The following is a 16,703-nucleotide window of genomic DNA, read 5'->3' as shown; positions in this document are numbered from 1 at the left end:
GCCGCCGCTTAGAATGACAGCATCGCTACCCATCCCGGCAAGCCATGAAACCCGACCTCGCCATCAGCCTGCTGCACCAATGCCGCCACGCCACGCTTGCCACCCAGTCGCACGCCTATCCGGGCTACCCCTACGCCAGCGCCATCCAGTTCTTCTGCGACGAACATCATCGCCCGGTATTCGTGGTCAGCGCGCTGGCCGAGCACAGCAAAAACCTGCTGGCCGATCCGCGCATCAGCCTGTCCCTGCTCGCGCCGGACGGCGACGCGGCGCAGTCGGCCGCCCGACTGACCATGCTGGGCGACGCCGAGCGCTTCGACGCCTCCGACGCTCTGCGCCGCCGGCTGCTGCGCTATCTGCCGGAAGCGGAAGAATGGCTGGCGCTGGATTTCATGTTTTTCCGCTTGATTCCCAAGCGGCAGCGCTTGATCGCCGGCCTGGGAAAGATGGGCTGGATAGAAGACAGCGCCTGGACGGCGCTGCCGGCGCTGGCGCTGGACGAGGAGCAAGCGCTGCTAGACCAGGCGCAAGCGGCGCTGCCGGCATCCATCCGGCTGCTGGGCTGCGATTGTTTCGGCGCCGACCTGCTGGACAATGGCCGCTACCGGCGCGCGGACTGGGAGGCGGCGTCGCCCGCCTCCTCCCAGATCCGCGAGCGGCTGCTGCGGCTTGGTTAAAGGCTGATCAACCGCCCAGTTGCAGGCGCGGCGCGGCGAAAGGCGCCCTGGAGCCATCCGGGTAGCGCTGGGGCCAGATCAGCGGCGGCGTGGTCCAGGTGAAATCCTTGCCTTCGAACTCGATGAAATAAGCCTGCCAGCCCGGTTGCGCGGCGTCCGGCGTGAATTCGAAGCGGCACTCGCCCCGCCGGCACTTGCCCTCGATCGGCTGATCCTGATAGCGGATGCCGGAACGGAGGCGGAAATCGCGGCGGTCCGGATTGCGCGCCAGCCACAAGCGGGCGCGGCTCACCGGCTCCCGGGTGCTCACGCTGATCCGCCCATTGCGCTCGTCCCCTTCCACGCTGGCTTCGGGCAAAGGCTTGCCCGCCAGCCAGCGGCCCATGAACTGGCTCAGCGCCTCGCCCACCTGCTTGCTGCCCACGTAATGGGACTGATTGGGCAGATAGCGCAGTTGCATCGGCCCCTTCAACATCGGCAGGTAGCTCCAGGCGGAGTCAGGCACCGCGAAATCGTCCCCGGACGCGGAAATCATGTATTTCTTCAAGCGCGGCATGCTTTTCGGGTAATTGACCACATCCTCGAACCGCAGCAAGGCGTCGAAGCCGGGGCTGCCGTTCAGCACCTCGCCGGTGATGCCATTTCTCTCATAATCGCGCAGCGCCACCGGCCATTGTTTGCCGTAACTGTTGTAGACATGGGTGAAATTGACGCGGATGTTCCAGAAATCGGCGACCACCGGCACGATGGCCTGGACCCGTTGGTCGTTCAATCCGGCCAGCCAACTGGTCCAGCCGCGCTTGGAACTGCCCGACAGCACGAAGGCGCGCGCATCCGGCAGGCCGGCCTGGATCGCATCCATCGCGGCGACGGCCGCCTGCGTCATCGGCAGATGCAGCGAACTGAAACGGTCGGCCTCCGGCTGGTCCACGCTCTTGCGCCAGCTATAGGCGACCAGCGCGTCCTCGCGGCCGGCCGGCTGTCCGTCCAGCTTCAGGCTCTGGTTGGGCGCGTAATACAGCTCGGCCACCGCGATGCCCAGCCCGCGCGCCAGCTCCGCGATCGGCAACGGATCCCGCGGCGCTTGCGGCCCCTTCTCGGCATGGTTGCTGCCGCCGCTGACATACAGCAACACCGGCGAGCTGGGCTTGCGTCCCGGCGGCAACGCCAGCTTCAACTCATGCTCCCACTGTGGCGCGTCGCTGGCCAGCGTGCTGCCCTTGCCCGGCCAGCGCTGCGATACAAATCCATAATCGCGCACCTTGACGCCGCCCTCTTCGCTTTCGCCGAGCAACTTGGCCGGCTGCTGGCTGGCTCTGGCCTGCTTCAGGTATTGCGATACGGTTTGCGGATCGCTTGGCGCCGGGACGGGTTCCGCTTGCGAAATGGCGGGAAGCGACAGGCAGAGCGCGATGCCGGCGCGGCGCGCGGCGGTGGAAAGCGAAGCGTTCATCAGGATGGCATTCATATTATTTGCAAAGTTGATTTTCATTGGCTACGGGTAGAGCAAATGCACTCCCGCCCACGATGGACAGGCACCGGTGCAATCCGTTCAGGAAATACGCTCGGTCCCCGCCCTTGCCGCCCATCGATAAAAAAACCCCGCCGGATGCGGCGGGGTTTCTCGCGATGGCCATGGCCTTGGCGCTTACATCGATTCCAGCACCTTGATGCCCAGCAGGTCCAGCCCGGTCTTCAGCGTGCGAGCGGTCAGCGCGGACAGCTGCAGGCGGCTGGCGCGGACCTCGCCCTCGCTCTTCAGGATCGGGCAGGCTTCGTAGAAGCGCGAGAACAGCGTGGCGATGTGGTACAGGTACTGCGACAGGTAGTGCGGGTAGCAACCTTCCACCACGGCATTCAGCGTGTCTTCGAACTGCGCCAGCGCGGCGGCCAGCTGTTTCTCGGCCGGCTCGGTGATGACGATCTTGGCGTTGGCGTCATAGCCCTCGGCCTTGCGGAACACGCTCTGCACGCGGGTATACGCGTACTGCAGATACGGAGCGGTGTTGCCTTCGAACGCTAGCATGGTGTCCCAGTTGAAGATGTAATCGCTCATCCGGTTCTTGGACAGGTCGGCGTACTTCACCGCGCCGATGCCCACCGCGTTGGCGATCTCGCGCTTCTGCTCTTCGGACAGGTCCGGGTTCTTTTCCGCCACCAGCGCGTAGGCGCGTTCCTGCGCCTCGTTCAGCAGCTCGATCAATTTGACCGTGCCGCCGGAACGGGTCTTGAACGGCTTGCCGTCGTCGCCCATCATCACGCCGAAGCCGACATGCTCCAGCTTCATCGCCTCCGGCGCGAAGCCGGCCTTGCGGCAGATGGTGAACATCTGGGCGAAGTGCTGGCTCTGGCGCGCGTCCACCACATAGATCACGCGGTCCAGCTTCAGTTCGCGGTGGCGGTAGCGCACCGCGCCGATGTCGGTGGTGGTGTAGATGAAGCCGCCGTCCTTCTTCTGGACGATCACGCCCATCGGCTGGTCTTCCTGGGTGCGGAATTCCTCCAGGAACACCACCTGCGCGCCGTCGCTCTCGGTGAGCAGGCCGGCCGCGCGCAGTTCCTGCACGATCACCGGCAGGTCGTCGTTGTACGACGATTCGCCGCGCACGTGCTCGCGCTTCAGGCCGACGTTCAGCGTCTGATAAACCTCTTCGCAATGCTTCAGCGACACGTCGACGAAACGGCGCCACAGTTTCAACACGTCCTCGTCGCCGCCTTGCAGCTTGACCACGTAGTCGCGCGCGGTATTGGCGAAGTCCTCGCTCTCGTCGAAGCGGATCTTGGCGTTGCGATAGAAGGTTTCCAGATCGGACAGCTGCAGGTCGGCGTCGCCGGCGTGGCTGGTTTCCACCAGGTAGGCCACCAGCATGCCGAACTGGGTGCCCCAGTCGCCGACGTGGTTGGCGCGCACCACGTCGTGGCCGACGTATTCCATCACGCGCGCCAGCGCGTCGCCGATGATGGACGAGCGCAGGTGGCCGACGTGCATTTCCTTGGCCAGGTTGGGAGAGGAATACTCCACCATCACGCGCAGCGGCTGCACCGGCGCGATGCCCAGCTTGTCGTCTTTCAGGGCGGCTTCGCTTCGTCGGGCCAGATATTCAGGGGCTAGATGAATATTGATGAAACCCGGACCGGCGATTTCCACCTTGTCGGCGATGCCGGCAAGATCCAGCGCGGCGACGACCTTTTCGGCCAGCGCGCGCGGATTGGTTTTCAGCGCTTTGGCGGCGCCCATTACGCCGTTGGCCTGGTAGTCGCCGAATTCCGGCTTGGAAGCCGGCTGGACCACGGCAGGCGCGTCAGGCGCGCCGGCTGCCGCCAGCGCTGCCTGTACCCGTTCGTTGATCAGTTGATGAATCGTCATTGATAGCCCCACGAAATGCCGCGAAAACGAAAAAATGTCTTCGCTTCTGAAAAATGTGTGTTTGATTGTATGCGCCCGCGCCGATGCGGGCAATGCTTGGCTCCGCCCGATCCGGCTGGAATCGACCATCATTTGATCCCATACGGCATGAGGCGGCTATTTTCGCCGGATGAACGCGCCGGGCGGCATGAAAAAAAGCAATGATAAAGGCATTCGGCGCAGCGCGGAGCAAATAAAAAGGCAGCGGACGGCGCCGCTGCCTGCGGGAAACCAAAAATTTAGAAGGTATAGACCGCCTGCGCGCCCAGCATGTCGTTGCCTTTCTTCATGCTGCCGTCGTTGCGCAGGAACACCGCCTGGCTGGCCCAGTCGTGCCGGTACTCGAACTTCAGCGTGAACTGGTCGGTCGGGAAGAACAGCAGGTCGGCGGTCAGCGCCATGCGGTTGGTGCCCTTGCAATCGGTGGTGCCGCTGGCCACGCAGGCCGGGTCGACGCCGAAGCCGTTGACGCCGTCATAGCCGCCCGCCCCCAATGCCACGCCGCCGCCGCCGCCGCCGTTCTTGCTGTTGTTCAGGTAGTCGTAGCGCAGCGTGGCGCCCATCTTGCCCAACGACTCCGTCATCCACTTGCGGTGGCCCAGCAGCGACACGCCATACCACTGCGCCGAACCTCCGTTCCAGGCCGCTTTCTGCTGCTGGCCGTAGTCCAGCTCGGCATTGTACTGGATGTCGCCCAGGGTGTAGCTGGCGTCGGCCTCGGTGAAGAAGTAATTGGAGTAAGGGTCGGCGGACACGCACTGGTAGCCGAAGCCGACGTTGCCCGCCAGGCAGCCATTGGTCGCGGGAACCGGATTAGCCGACTGGCCGGCGCTGGTCAGCAAGGTCTGCCGGCCGGCGTTGAACGACCAGCCCAGGTCCAGCGCGCTGCTCCAGGTGTAATCGACGCGCGCGGTGAAGGTGGGCGTGTTGTTGCTCTTCACCTGCGGATTGCCGGTGGCGGCATTGCTACCGGTATTGGCCAGGTTGGCATGGGTGCGGTATTGCTCGTTGGCCAGCAGGAACTTCCATGCCCACACGTCGTGGCTCCAGTTGAAGCCGGCGCCGACGTAGCTGCCCGGATCGCTGAAGTCGTACAACAGGCCGTGGGTCAGCGTCAGCATCTGGTTGGACTGCTGCACCTCGTAGCCGCCGAAGCTGTTCATCAGCCCGGCGTTGAAGGTCCAGGTATCGGTCAGCGGGAAATTGATCACCGCGGTGTTGACGATGTTGTTGCCGCTGCCGCCGTCCAGCAGCGTGTTGCCGCTGCCGCGGTTGGGCATGATGCTGATTTCGGCGCTGGGCGCGGTGGGGCCGACGCCGAAGGTTTTCTTGATGTCCAGGTAGACATCGCCGAAGGTGCTGTTGCTGTAGGCGTAGACATTCTGGTGATTCAGGAACTGGAAGCCGGAGCTGTTGTTGTTGCGGTTGTAAATATAGGTAGGGTCGAGATAGCCGGTGACGCTGAGGCCAGCCAACGGCCCGTCGGTGGATGCCGTGTTGAGCTTGTCCACCTTCAGCTCCATATTCGCCACCCGCTCTTTCAGCTCGGTGTTGGCGTCCTCGCCGGCGGCGGCCGAGGCCGCCGGCGCCGGCTTGCTCGCCGCAGCGGCATCAACCGCCTTCTGCAGCTCCACCATCTGCTGCTGCAGCTTCTGCATCTGCGACTTCAACCTGGCGATCTCGTCCGCCTTGGCGTCGGCCATCGCCATGCCCGGCAGGGCCGCGATCGCCGCGCTGATCAGTAACCTCTTCATCTTCGTTTCTCCTTGTGCCGCACTGCTTGTCGTTGTTTCCATCCGCAACCGCCCGGCACGGCAGGCGCAGCCCTGGCTTCGGGCCGCATCGCCCGCCGTTGTCAACTATTGGCGAAGGCCAAGCGCATCTCCTTTTCCCGCTTGCGCGTCATCGCGCTCATGTAGATGTTGGCCGCCACCACGCCCAGCGACACCAGCACGATGAACAAGGTGGCCAACGCGTTCATTTCCGGGTTCAGGCCCAGCCGCACCCGGGAGAAGATCACCATCGGCAGCGTGGTGGAGCCTGGCCCGGACAGAAAGGCGGTCAGCACCAGATCATCCAGCGATAGCGTGAACGACAGCAGCCAGCCGGACACCAGCGCCTGCGAGATCAGGGGCAGCGTGATGACGAAGAACACTTTCAGCGGCCGCGCGCCCAAGTCCATCGCCGCCTCTTCCAGCGACAGATTCAGCTCCCGCACCCGCGACTGCACCACGATGGTGACGTAGGACACGCACAGCATCACGTGGCCGATCCAGATGGTGAACACCCCCCTGCCCTCCGGCCAGCCCAGACTTTGCTCCATCGCCACAAACAGCAGCAACAGTGAAATGCCCTGGATCACCTCCGGGATCACCAGCGGCGCGTTGACCATGCCGGTGAACAGCGCGAACAGCCGGAAGCGGCCGAAACGCCCCAGCACGAAGCCGGCCCAGGTGCCCATCACCACCGACGCCGTAGCCGTCATCAGCGCGATCTTCAGGCTGAGCCAGGCGGCATTGATCAACTCTTCGTCGTCCAGCAGCGCCGCATACCACTTGAAAGAAAACCCAGACCACAGCGTCACCAGTTTGGACTCGTTGAACGAGTAGATCACCAGCAGCGCGATGGGCAGGTAGAGGAAAGCGTAGCCCAGTCCCAACACCAGGAAAGACAAGGGTTTGCTCGGCTTGATCATCGCGCTTCCTCCATGTTCTTGACCTGGTAATGCTGGAACAGCGCCATCGGCACCAACAGCAGCAGCACCATGCAGCAGGTGACGGTGGCGGCCATCGGCCAGTCATTGTTGTTGAAAAACTCGTCCCACATCACCCGGCCTATCATCAGCGTGTCCGCCCCTCCCAGGAGCTCCGGAATCACGTACTCGCCCACCGCCGGAATGAATACCAAGAGGCTGCCGGCGATGATGCCGTTCTTGGACAAGGGCAGCGTCACCTGCCAGAACGCGCGCCACGGCTTGGCGCCCAGGTCGTAGGCGGCTTCCAGCAGCGTCAGGTCCATCTTCACCAGATGGGCGTACAGCGGCATGATCATGAACGGCAGGTAGGAGAACACCATGCCGATGTAGACGCCCCAGTTGGTGTGGTACAGGTGCAGCGGGCTGTCGATCACGCCCAGCCACAGCAGGAACTGGTTGAGGAAGCCATCGTTCTTCAGGATGCCGATCCAGGCGTAGACGCGAATCAGGTAGGAGGTCCAGAACGGCAGCATCACCATCATCATCAGCGTGTTGCGCGTCGCGCCTTCGGCCCGGGCGATGTAGTAGGCCATCGGGTAGCCGATCAGCAGGCACAGCACGGTGGAGACGAAGGCCATCTTCACCGAGCTGATGTAAGTGGCGAAGTACAGATCGTCGCTCAGCATGAACTTGTAGTGGCCGATATTGAGCGCGATGCCGACCACGTCGTTTTCAAACTTGACCAGCGGCGTGTACGGCGGAATGCCCAGCTGCTGCTGGGAGAAGCTGATGCCCACCACCAGCAGGAAGGGCAGCAGGAAGAACACGAACAGGAACAGGAAGGGCACGCCTATCGCGGCCCCCCTGCCCGTCGGCAGACAGCGTTTCAGATCCGGTAGTTTCATGGCGGCACCACGACGCCTGCGGCGTCAAAGCGTTGCATCCCCATCGGCGGCGCGCGCGCCGATGCCCGTCGCCCGCCGAAATCGGCGGCCGATGTTCCACGGCTATCCGGCCGTCCCGGACAGCCGGGCGGCGGACGATTGTGTTCATGCGATGAAAGGCCGGGCTTGAACCCGCTCGGCCCCGGGCTGGCTCAGCGGCCGGTCTTCAGCTGGGTCCACAGCCGGTTCTGCAGCCGCGTGATATCGGCCGGAAGCGGCTTGAGCAGGAACAGCGTCTTCATCACCGGCTCCGGCGGATAGATGGTGGGATCGTTGGCGATCTCAGGCTTGACGAACTTGCGGGCCGCCGCGTTGACGGTGGGATAGAACACCTCGTTGGTGATCTCGGCGTTCACCTCGGGCGTCTCGATGTAGTTGATCCACTTGTGCGCCTCCTCCGGATGCGGCGCGTCTTTCGGGATCACCATCACGTCGAACCAGATCGGCGCGCCGGACTTGGGGATCACGTAGCCCAGCTGATAGGAGCGCTTGGCTTCCGCGGCGCGGTGCTTGGCGATGTTGACGTCACCGGACCAGCCCAGCGCCAGACAGATGTCGCCGTTGGCCAGGTCGTTGATGTAGCCGGAAGAGTTGAACTGGGTGATGTAGGGGCGGATCTTCTTCAAAGCCTCGAACGCCGCCTGGTAGTCGGCCGGGTTCTTGCTGTTCGGGTCCTTGCCCAGATGGTGCAGCGTGACGGCGAACACATCGTTGGCCTGATCCAGCACCGACACGCCGCAGCCCTTCAGCTTGGACACGTACTTGGGATCGAACAGGATGTCCCAGCTGTCCAGCGGCGCGCCGGCGCCCAGCAGCGCCTTGACCTTGGTGTAGTTGTAGCCCAGGCCGTCGGTGCCGTAGGCCCAGGGCACTCCGTGGGCGTTGCCGGGATCGGCGTCGACGATCTTGCCCATCAGCGCCTTGTCCAGGTGGGACAGATTGGGGATCTTGGACTTGTCCAGCTTTTGGTAGATGCCGGCCTCGATCTGCTTGGCCATGAAATTGGAGGTGGGCACCACGATGTCGTAGCCGGCGCGGCCGGTCAGCATCTTGGCCTGCAAGGTGTCGTCGCTGTCGTAGACATCGTATTTCACCTTGACCCCGGTCTGCTTCTCGAAGCCCGGAATGGTGGTCTTGGCGATGTAGTCGGACCAGTTGTAGACGTTGAGCACCTTGTCCGCCGCCAGCGCGCCGGCGGCCGGCAGCAGCAACAGCAGCGAATACAGCGCGTTGCGAACCAGTTTCTTCTTCATGACAGGCTTCCTAAAGTAGCACGACCATAAACGTCCCCGTCCAGGAGCGGCCTGCGGCGATCCCGACGCGGCGGCGCGCGTCGATATGGACCTGCCTGGTGATGACCGGCCACGCCAAGCGGCGGAACTTCGGATGACTGCGTTCCATATTGTCGCCCGCCGGCAAGCCGCCGCAGACGCGAGGCGGCATAATGCCAACATATACCCTGCGGCCATGGCCGCAATGATCTCGGCGTTACAGCATGTAAAACGGCAAACGGATGGTATGGATTCAGCTGAGCGGGAAGGAACGGGAAGGCGGACCGGCGCGCGGGGCTTCCGCGAACGGACGGGAAGGATTGCTGAAAAGCGCGAAGTCTACTGGACAGCGACAGGCGGCGGGCATCATCGTTTCCTCTCTTGGTCTCCGTACTGCTATTGATGCGTTTAATAAAATCAACGCATTCATATTTATGTCACTACTTTTTAACCATATTCCCGGATACGCGCAAGCCCACAAAAAGTAAACGGCAACGCCAGTTGCGCACAGGCCCCATCCGTCGTCGCTCTGCCAGCGTAAGCCGACTCTGACGGGCATCCATTTCCTCCTTGCCAGCAGGCCACTCAGGACGATGGCATTAAAAACAAAACCGCCTGCCAGCCGCGTGGAAATCGCGCAACACCAGCCTTGCCCTCAGCTCTCATGCAAAGCAAAAAGGCTGCCAAGGGCAGCCTTTTGCGAAGACGCGGAGCGGGCCGCGCTTACAGCAGCCGGGTGATCAGCGCCTTGCCGTCGTAACCGGCCAACCCCGGGATGCGCACCTGCATGCCGTTGCCCGGCGCGACCTGCACCGCCTCGCCGTTGCGGGTCATCTCGGCCAGCTCGATCACGCGGTTGCCGGACGGATGGATCACTTCCAGCTTGTCGCCGACGCCAAAGCGGTTCTTCACCTCGATCAGCGCCCAGCCATCGGCGTCCACCTCGATCACGTCGCCGACATACTGGCTCTGCTTGGCCTTGGAGTGGCCGGTCAGGTAGTTCTGGTAGTCCTGGCTCTGGTGGCGCTCCAGGAAGCCCGGCGTGTAGCCGCGGTTGGCCAGGCCGTCCAGATCGGCCAGCAGGCCCAGGTCGAACGGGCGGCCGGCGACGGCGTCGTCGATGGCCTTGCGATACACCTGCGCGGCGCGCGCCACGTAGTACAGGCTCTTGGTGCGGCCCTCGATCTTCAGCGAGTCCACGCCGATCTTGACCAGCTTCTCCACCTGCTCGACGGCGCGCAGGTCCTTGGAGTTCATGATGTAAGTGCCGTGCTCGTCCTCGATGATGGGCATCAATTCGCCCGGACGGCTGCCCTCTTCGATCAGATAGGTCTTGTCGGCCAGCGGATGGCGCTGTTGGCTGCCGCAGGACGAGAAGCTCTGGTTGGCCTCTTCCATCGCCTTGTTGAAGTCGAACTGGATCACCTGCACATCGCCGGCGGCATCGCCCTCGGTGTCGTGCATCTTGTAATCCCAGCGGCAGGCATTGGTACAGGTGCCCTGATTCGGATCGCGGTGGTTGAAGTAGCCGGACAGCAGGCAGCGACCCGAATAGGCGATGCACAAGGCGCCGTGCACGAACACTTCCAGCTCCATGTCCGGGCATTCCTGGCGGATTTCCGCGATCTCGTCCAGGCTCAGCTCGCGCGACAGGATGATGCGCGACACGCCCAGCTTCTGCCAGAACTTGACGCCCATGTAGTTGACGGTATTGGCCTGCACCGACAGGTGAATCGGCACTTCCGGCCATTTTTCGCGAACCATCATGATCAGGCCCGGATCGGCCATGATCAGCGCGTCCGGCTTCATCGCGATGACCGGCTCCATGTCGGCCATATAGGTTTTGATCTTGCTGTTGTGCGGCAGGATGTTGCTGGCGACGAAGAACAGCTTGCCGCGCGCGTGGGCCTCGTCTATGCCCTGCTTCAGCTCTTCCAGCTTGAAGTCATTGTTGCGGGCGCGCAGGCTGTAGCGCGGCTGGCCGGCGTACACGGCGTCGGCGCCGAAATCATAGGCGGCGCGCATCTTGTCCAGCGTGCCGGCGGGCAGCAAGAGTTCGGGTGCTTTGATCATTGCGTGGAGAATTCTCGGTGTATCAGTTGAGCAGACAGGAAACCGGCAGCGGCTCCCTGTCCGGCTTGACGAAGGCCTTGCGCGCGGAGTCCGTCTGCAGACGCTCCGCGGAATAGTATTGCTCCAGCACGGCGCGGGCGTCGCAGGCCAGATCGCTGCAGCGGTCGAGGAAGGCCGGCCAGTCCTCCATCAGCGAGGGGCAGGACTCGACGCGGCTGTACGCGATGGCCAGCAGCGCCATCGTCAACGTATGGTTGTACTTGGTGGCCGCGCCATTGGCCATCGCGAAACGCGACAGCGCATGCGCGCAGCGCGCGGCCGCTTCGGGAGCCGGGTATTCCCGGCGATAACCCCAGGCTGCGTACAGGTGGGCTCGATGATTGAAATCCGACGCAGGCAGCGCATTGGCTTCCAGCTGACGCAGGAATACCTGGTGCTCCATTATGCAGACACTCCGCAAGTGCAAAAAACGACAGGCCCCGCACCATAGCGGAGCCTGTTTTGAATTTTATCCGGTCGCGATTATGCGCGGCCGAAAGGACAGCGTCAAGCCCGCCCGACGCATCCTGACAACTTTAAGCCGCTGTTTTTAAAAGCCGTTTCATTTTCGTGGTTTTTGTAAAAGAGCCAATAGCGAACTTAACTGCCCCGCCAGCGCCAACAACAGCAGCAACGGGCACAGCAGCGCGGCCAGCGCGCCCTCGGCCGTCCCGCCGCGCCAGAACGCGGAGGCCAGCATGAATATCAGGGTGGACAGCAGCAGCGTGGCGACGGCCAGCCTGCGGTTGTCGCGCATGCGTTGGAACAGCTTGATCATGAATACCTGCTTCGGTGAGATTCAACGGCCGTCGGAGACGGATTCGGTCAGCCGCGCCAGCGCTTCCAGCTCGTCGGCGAAGAAGCCGGCCTCGGCTCGGGCGGACAGATTATAGTCGCCGGGATGCAGTTGCATCGCGTGCTGCTCCAACAGACCGCGGAAAGTGGCTTGCGGTTCCAGGCCGCGTTCGCGGCACAACCGGACGAACCAGCGGTTGCCTATCATCACATGGCCGACTTCGTCGCGCAGGATCACGTCCAGCACCGCGACGCTGGCGTGATCGCCGATGCCCGCCAGCCGTCGCTGGATGCCCGGCGTCACGTCCAATCCACGCGCTTCCAGCACTCTGGGCACCAGCGCCATCCTGACCATCGCGTCGTGATCGGTCTTGCGGCACATGGCCCACAGGCCGTCATGTGCCGGAAAATCGCCGTAGGCGAAACCCAGATCGGCCAAGCGCCCCTGCAGCAGGCGGAAATGCCCGGCCTCCTCCGCCGCCACCGTCAGCCAGTCGTCGACGAACTCATCCGGCATGTCGCGGAAGCGCCAGGCGGCATCCAGCGCCAGATTGACCGCGTTGAACTCGATGTGGGCGATCGCATGCAGCAAGGCCCCGTGTCCGTGGCGGGTGGCGAGGCTGCGCCTGGGCACGCGCGCCGGATGCACCAGCTCCGGGCGCAGCGGCCGGCCAGGCTGCGGCAAGGCATAGGCGGCGGGAGACGCGACCCGAGCCAGCAGGCCGCCGCGCCAGTCTCGGCGCAAGCGCTCCGCCAGCGCCAGCTTGTCGTCCACGACCGGACACAACAGCGCCTGCTCGATCAGCGGATAAAGCGATTGGGCTTGGTTCATGAAGGCGGATTCTAAGCCGGCACCGCAGCCTGGCCAAGCCTGGGCGGGATGAACCGGCCAAACGGCGGGCGGGTCCTACTCGGCCATGGTCTCGTTCTGGCTGGCCAGCCAATGGTCGAATACCGCCAGTTGCTCTTCAAGGAATGCCATTTTTTTCCGGGCCAGCTCCAGGTCGCGGGCCTTGCCCGCCTTCTCCACCGCCTCGGCGGCGTCGCCCATGCCGTTGGCTCCCACCATGCGGCTGGCGCCCTTGATGCGGTGGGCGGAAAAACCGACGCGCTCGGCGTCCTCCGCCTCCATTCCCGCGCGCAGCTCGGCCACATCCTCATTATTACCGGTCTGGAATTCGCGCAGGATCTCCAGCTCCACGCTCAGTTCGCCGTTGCTGTACACCTCGAGCACGCTGCGATCGACGGGAATGCCCGAGCCGTCAGGCGACGATTCCTTCCCGGCCTCCTCCTTGCTCTCGAGAGCGGGCGGCGCGACATCGGCCGCGGGAAGAGGCTGCTCCAGAGAGGCGCTCATCCATTTGCGCAGCGTAGCTTCCAAATCCAGGATGGACAGCGGCTTGGTCAGGAAATCGTCCATGCCCGCCTCGCGCGTCTTGTCCACCTCTTCCTTTGCCGCATTGGCGGTGCAGGCGACGATGGGAATGCGGCCGCGCTCGGGGTGGGACTCCTCATGCGCGCGCACCAGCCTCGCCAACTGGTAACCGTCGATGCCGGGCATGTGGCAGTCGGTCAGAATCAGCGAATAGCGCCCAGACAGCCACTTGCTGAAAGCGCGGTCGCCATCCTCGGCCCAGTCCGCCGGATAACCCAGCTTCTCCAGTTGCTTCAACGTCAACTTGCGATTGGTGGGGTTGTCCTCGGCGAACAAAATGGGAAACAATCCGCAGCCCGCTCCGATTTCCTTGTCGGCCTGCGCCGCGGCGACCACGGCCTCCACCAACGGCACGCGTTGCTCGGGCAGCATCACCGGCTCCACCAACTCGGCCAGCCACTCCACCTCCATCAACAGCCGGGCGCAACTGCCCTTGCCCTGCTCGCTTTCCATTTCCACATGTCCGCCCATCAGACCGGCCAGACGCCGGCAGATCGCCAGGCCCAGACCGGTGCCGCCGAAACGGCGGGTGGTTTCGGAGTCGGCCTGGGTGAACGGCTGAAACAGCTTGCTCAACTGCTCCTGCGACATGCCGATGCCGGTATCCTCCACCTCGAAGCTAAGCACCTGGTAGTTGGACACCGTATCCATGACCTTGACTCGGATATCCACCCGCCCGCTGGAGGTGAACTTGATGGCGTTGCTGATGAAATTCTGCAGGATCTGCCGCACCCGCAGCGGGTCGATGACCAGCGTCGGCGCCAGCTTGTCGTCCAGCGTCAGCGCCAGCTCCAGCCCCTTCTTGCTGGCGTTCTCGTGATAGAGGCTGCGCACGCTGTCCATGAACGGTCGGATCGCGGTGCGCGCGGGCACGATTTCCAGCCTGTCCGCCTCTATCTTGGAGAAGTCCAGGATATCGTCGATCAGCCGCAGCAAGGTATTGGCGGAATCCTGGATGGTGGCGACGGTGTCGCTTTGCTCGGCATCCAGCCGGGTCATCGCCAGCAGCTCCAGCATGCCCAGCACGCCGTTCATCGGCGTGCGGATCTCGTGGCTCATCGTGGCGAGAAAGGCGCTCTTGGCGCGGTTGGCCGCGTTGGCCTGGTCGCGGGCCATCCTCAGCTCGAACTCGGCCATCTTGCGCTCGGTGATGTCCAGGCAAGCCAGGATGATCACCGACTCGTTGGCGTCCGGGAACAGCAACTGTCCCTCGAACAATACCCAGATCGGCCGCCCGGTGCCGGTCAGGCACTCCAGTTCGCAATGGATGCGGGCATTGTCCTGCTGCATCTTGGACATTTGCTCCGCCAGCTCATACCAGCCATGCTCGGAAGCCAGCAGCTCCATCAAGTGCATGCCCGAGAGGCCGTATTCGTCGCCGACGTCGAATATGCTCTCGGCCGTGAGGTTGGCGCGAGTGATCTGGAAATGCTCGTTCAAACGCAGCAGGCCCACCGGCGACGCCGAATACACCGCCTCCTCCTCTTGCAGCACCGCGCGCAGCTGGGCTTCCGACAGCTTGCGCCGGTCCTCTTCTGCGTAAAAGCCCAATATATTGGCGTAGGCGCCCAGCAAAGGCAGGATGCTGATGCCCAGCTGCGACAAGGTGGGCCGCAGCAGGCATACGCCGGCCGACGCTTCGCCGCCCAGCATCACCGGCAGCGACACCCAGGAGGGCTGGGCGGTCAGGCTGCGGAACAGCGCCGCCAGCGGCACTTCCGTCTGGGACAGTTGCTGCGGCAGCGGCAGAAAGGCAGGCCAATCACCGGCCTGGGGCTGCAGCCCCTCGTCGCCATCCTCCCTCACCGTCCAGGCCACCAGCAGGCACTGCTCGGAACTGGTGAATTCGAGGAAGGTATCATGCAGCCTCTGGAATACGTCGCCGCGCTCGGCCCGCGACAACAGCATCGCCTCGATCTCCGAGATCACGGACAGCAGGGCGACGCTGCGCTCCAGCGAGTTCTCCGCCAGCCGCCGCTTATGCTCGTCGCGCACGATCAGGATGTCGAGCGGCCGGTTGCCCTCCTGGAAGCGCCCCACGCTCAACATCGCGTGAAAGCGCTCGCCGCTGCTGCCCATGCCCTCCACCGGCATCGTCCGGCCCGCCTGCACCTCCAACGCGGCCAGCACCGACAGCAACTCGTCGTCCACCACGAACAACTGCCGGGCAGGGGTGCCGATCAAGGCATCCATGGGATAACCGAACATGCGCCCCGCGCCCTCGTTGGCCATGTCGATCACGCCGTTATGGTCGATCACCAGCATCGCGTCGCCCGACACGTCCAGCATGCGCTGCAGAAAGTCCAGCGGCTTGAGCACCTTGCGCACCACCACATGAAACAGGAAAGCCAGCATCGCCAGCATCGCCAGCCCGAACGCTCCTTCCCGCAGCAGGGTATTCCGGTAATGGGAACGGTTGTCCTGCAGCGTGCGCTGCGCCCGCTCGCCGATGGCCCCCCAGATCTTGTCCAGCGAGCCGGACAGCTGCAGCAGATTCCGCCGATAATCCGTGGCCTGGCTGAATTGCAGGCGACCGTCCACTTGCTCAAGTTGCAACTGGGTCAGCAGTTGCAGGCGGTTCGCCTGCATGGCCAGCTCCCCGAACCGGCGCGACAACTCGGCATCGCCTATGCTGCCCAGCAGCGACTGCGCCCGCCCGAGCAACAAGAGGCTGGCGCTCAGGCCTTGGGCCAGTTCCAGCTCGGTCCGCCTGTCCAGCCGGCTCCTCAGGCTCGAACGCAGCACCAGCGCCTGCGCGCTGGAATGCAGCCAGTAGCCCAGCATCGCCGCGTCCTGCCGCAGCCAGACCAGATTGCTGATGCGGTATTCCCCGCCGGAGGCCATGCTCGCCACCACCTCGTCCAGCAGCAATTGCGTCTGCTGCTGCACATCGCGGGTACCCTCGTACAGCTTGACGAGTTGAGCCTCCCTCCCGTCGGCGACGCCCTTCATCGCCTGCCGCGTTGACACCCGCAACTGCTGGAACTGCTTGATCGACTGTCTCAACTGTTCAAGACGCCCGGCCGAGCGCGCCTCGTCCTGGCCATGCCAGTCGGTGAGAAGCGTCAGGAAATCTTCATCCACTTGCCGCGCCAGGCTGCTCAATTGAGCTTCGTCCGGGCGCTTCTCCAGCAGCCCCTCCATCAGCAGGCCGCTCTCCTTGAGCTGCAGATTGGCGAAATTGCGCAACCCGTAAGCATCCTGGTTCAAATGCACCAGCAGCTCGGACTGCTGATAGGCATTCCAGGCGGAGAACTGCAGCACCGCCACCACGCCAGCCTGCAACAGACCGAGCAGCACCACGATGGCCAGCACGCTGCGGCCAATCGCCATCGCCTGAGTTTGGCTGCGTCTCGACCACTGCATGC

General features: G+C 63.7%; 12 protein-coding genes. 1 reads left to right on the top strand and 11 read right to left on the bottom strand.

All coding sequences use genetic code 11. The annotated features are described in order from the left end of the window. Positions 1 to 44 precede the first annotated feature (44 nt). Entirely contained in the window at positions 45 to 677 is a 633-nt protein-coding gene (locus BKX93_RS23220; RefSeq protein ID WP_070981587.1) for a HugZ family pyridoxamine 5'-phosphate oxidase, read from the top strand. 7 nt (positions 678 to 684) lie between these two features. Here the strand turns inward: BKX93_RS23220 and BKX93_RS23215 are convergent, their stop codons facing one another. From BKX93_RS23215 to BKX93_RS23165, 11 genes are all read right to left on the bottom strand, one after another. Then, positions 685 to 2,145 carry a PhoPQ-activated protein PqaA family protein gene (locus BKX93_RS23215; RefSeq protein WP_070981586.1) on the bottom strand — a complete coding sequence of 487 codons (1,461 nt, stop codon included), beginning with the start codon at positions 2,143 to 2,145 and terminating at the stop codon, positions 685 to 687. A gap of 180 nt (positions 2,146 to 2,325) precedes the next feature. Beyond that, entirely contained in the window at positions 2,326 to 4,044 is a 1,719-nt protein-coding gene (gene argS / locus BKX93_RS23210) for an arginine--tRNA ligase (protein WP_046155962.1), read from the bottom strand. A 278-nt stretch (positions 4,045 to 4,322) separates the two neighbouring features. Further along, positions 4,323 to 5,837: a DUF3138 family protein gene (locus BKX93_RS23205; RefSeq protein ID WP_070981584.1), complete on the bottom strand. Its 1,515-nt coding sequence runs from the start codon at positions 5,835 to 5,837 to the stop codon at positions 4,323 to 4,325. A 101-nt stretch (positions 5,838 to 5,938) separates the two neighbouring features. Continuing rightward, entirely contained in the window at positions 5,939 to 6,778 is an 840-nt protein-coding gene (locus BKX93_RS23200) for an ABC transporter permease subunit (protein ID WP_070981582.1), read from the bottom strand. Next, positions 6,775 to 7,683 (bottom strand): ABC transporter permease subunit, encoded by a 909-nt coding sequence (locus BKX93_RS23195; protein WP_070981581.1) that lies wholly within the window; start codon positions 7,681 to 7,683, stop codon positions 6,775 to 6,777. Before BKX93_RS23195 ends, BKX93_RS23200 begins: the two co-directional genes overlap by 4 nt. Positions 7,684 to 7,874: 191 nt before the next feature. Then, positions 7,875 to 8,975, bottom strand: a complete 1,101-nt coding sequence (locus tag BKX93_RS23190) for a polyamine ABC transporter substrate-binding protein (protein WP_070981579.1) — start codon at positions 8,973 to 8,975, stop codon at positions 7,875 to 7,877. Between the two features lie 741 nt (positions 8,976 to 9,716). Beyond that, positions 9,717 to 11,063: a prephenate-dependent tRNA uridine(34) hydroxylase TrhP gene (gene trhP, locus BKX93_RS23185; protein ID WP_046155985.1), complete on the bottom strand. Its 1,347-nt coding sequence runs from the start codon at positions 11,061 to 11,063 to the stop codon at positions 9,717 to 9,719. Positions 11,064 to 11,088: 25 nt separating this feature from the next. Further along, positions 11,089 to 11,508, bottom strand: a complete 420-nt coding sequence (locus BKX93_RS23180) for a hypothetical protein (RefSeq protein WP_021477935.1) — start codon at positions 11,506 to 11,508, stop codon at positions 11,089 to 11,091. 159 nt (positions 11,509 to 11,667) lie between these two features. Continuing rightward, positions 11,668 to 11,883 (bottom strand): hypothetical protein, encoded by a 216-nt coding sequence (locus BKX93_RS23175; RefSeq protein ID WP_046167853.1) that lies wholly within the window; start codon positions 11,881 to 11,883, stop codon positions 11,668 to 11,670. Positions 11,884 to 11,904: 21 nt separating this feature from the next. Then, on the bottom strand, positions 11,905 to 12,732 hold the full coding sequence (locus BKX93_RS23170; protein WP_070981578.1) for a ferritin-like domain-containing protein: 828 nt from the start codon (positions 12,730 to 12,732) through the stop codon (positions 11,905 to 11,907). A 75-nt stretch (positions 12,733 to 12,807) separates the two neighbouring features. Beyond that, a complete protein-coding gene (locus BKX93_RS23165) occupies positions 12,808 to 16,701 on the bottom strand; it encodes an ATP-binding protein (protein WP_145929379.1) in 3,894 nt (1,297 codons plus the stop codon). Positions 16,702 to 16,703: the final 2 nt, after the last annotated feature.

The sequence above is a fragment of the Chromobacterium vaccinii genome (genome assembly GCF_001855275.1).
GTDB lineage: Bacteria > Pseudomonadota > Gammaproteobacteria > Burkholderiales > Chromobacteriaceae > Chromobacterium > Chromobacterium vaccinii.
This window is presented reverse-complemented; position numbering and strand designations above follow the sequence as displayed.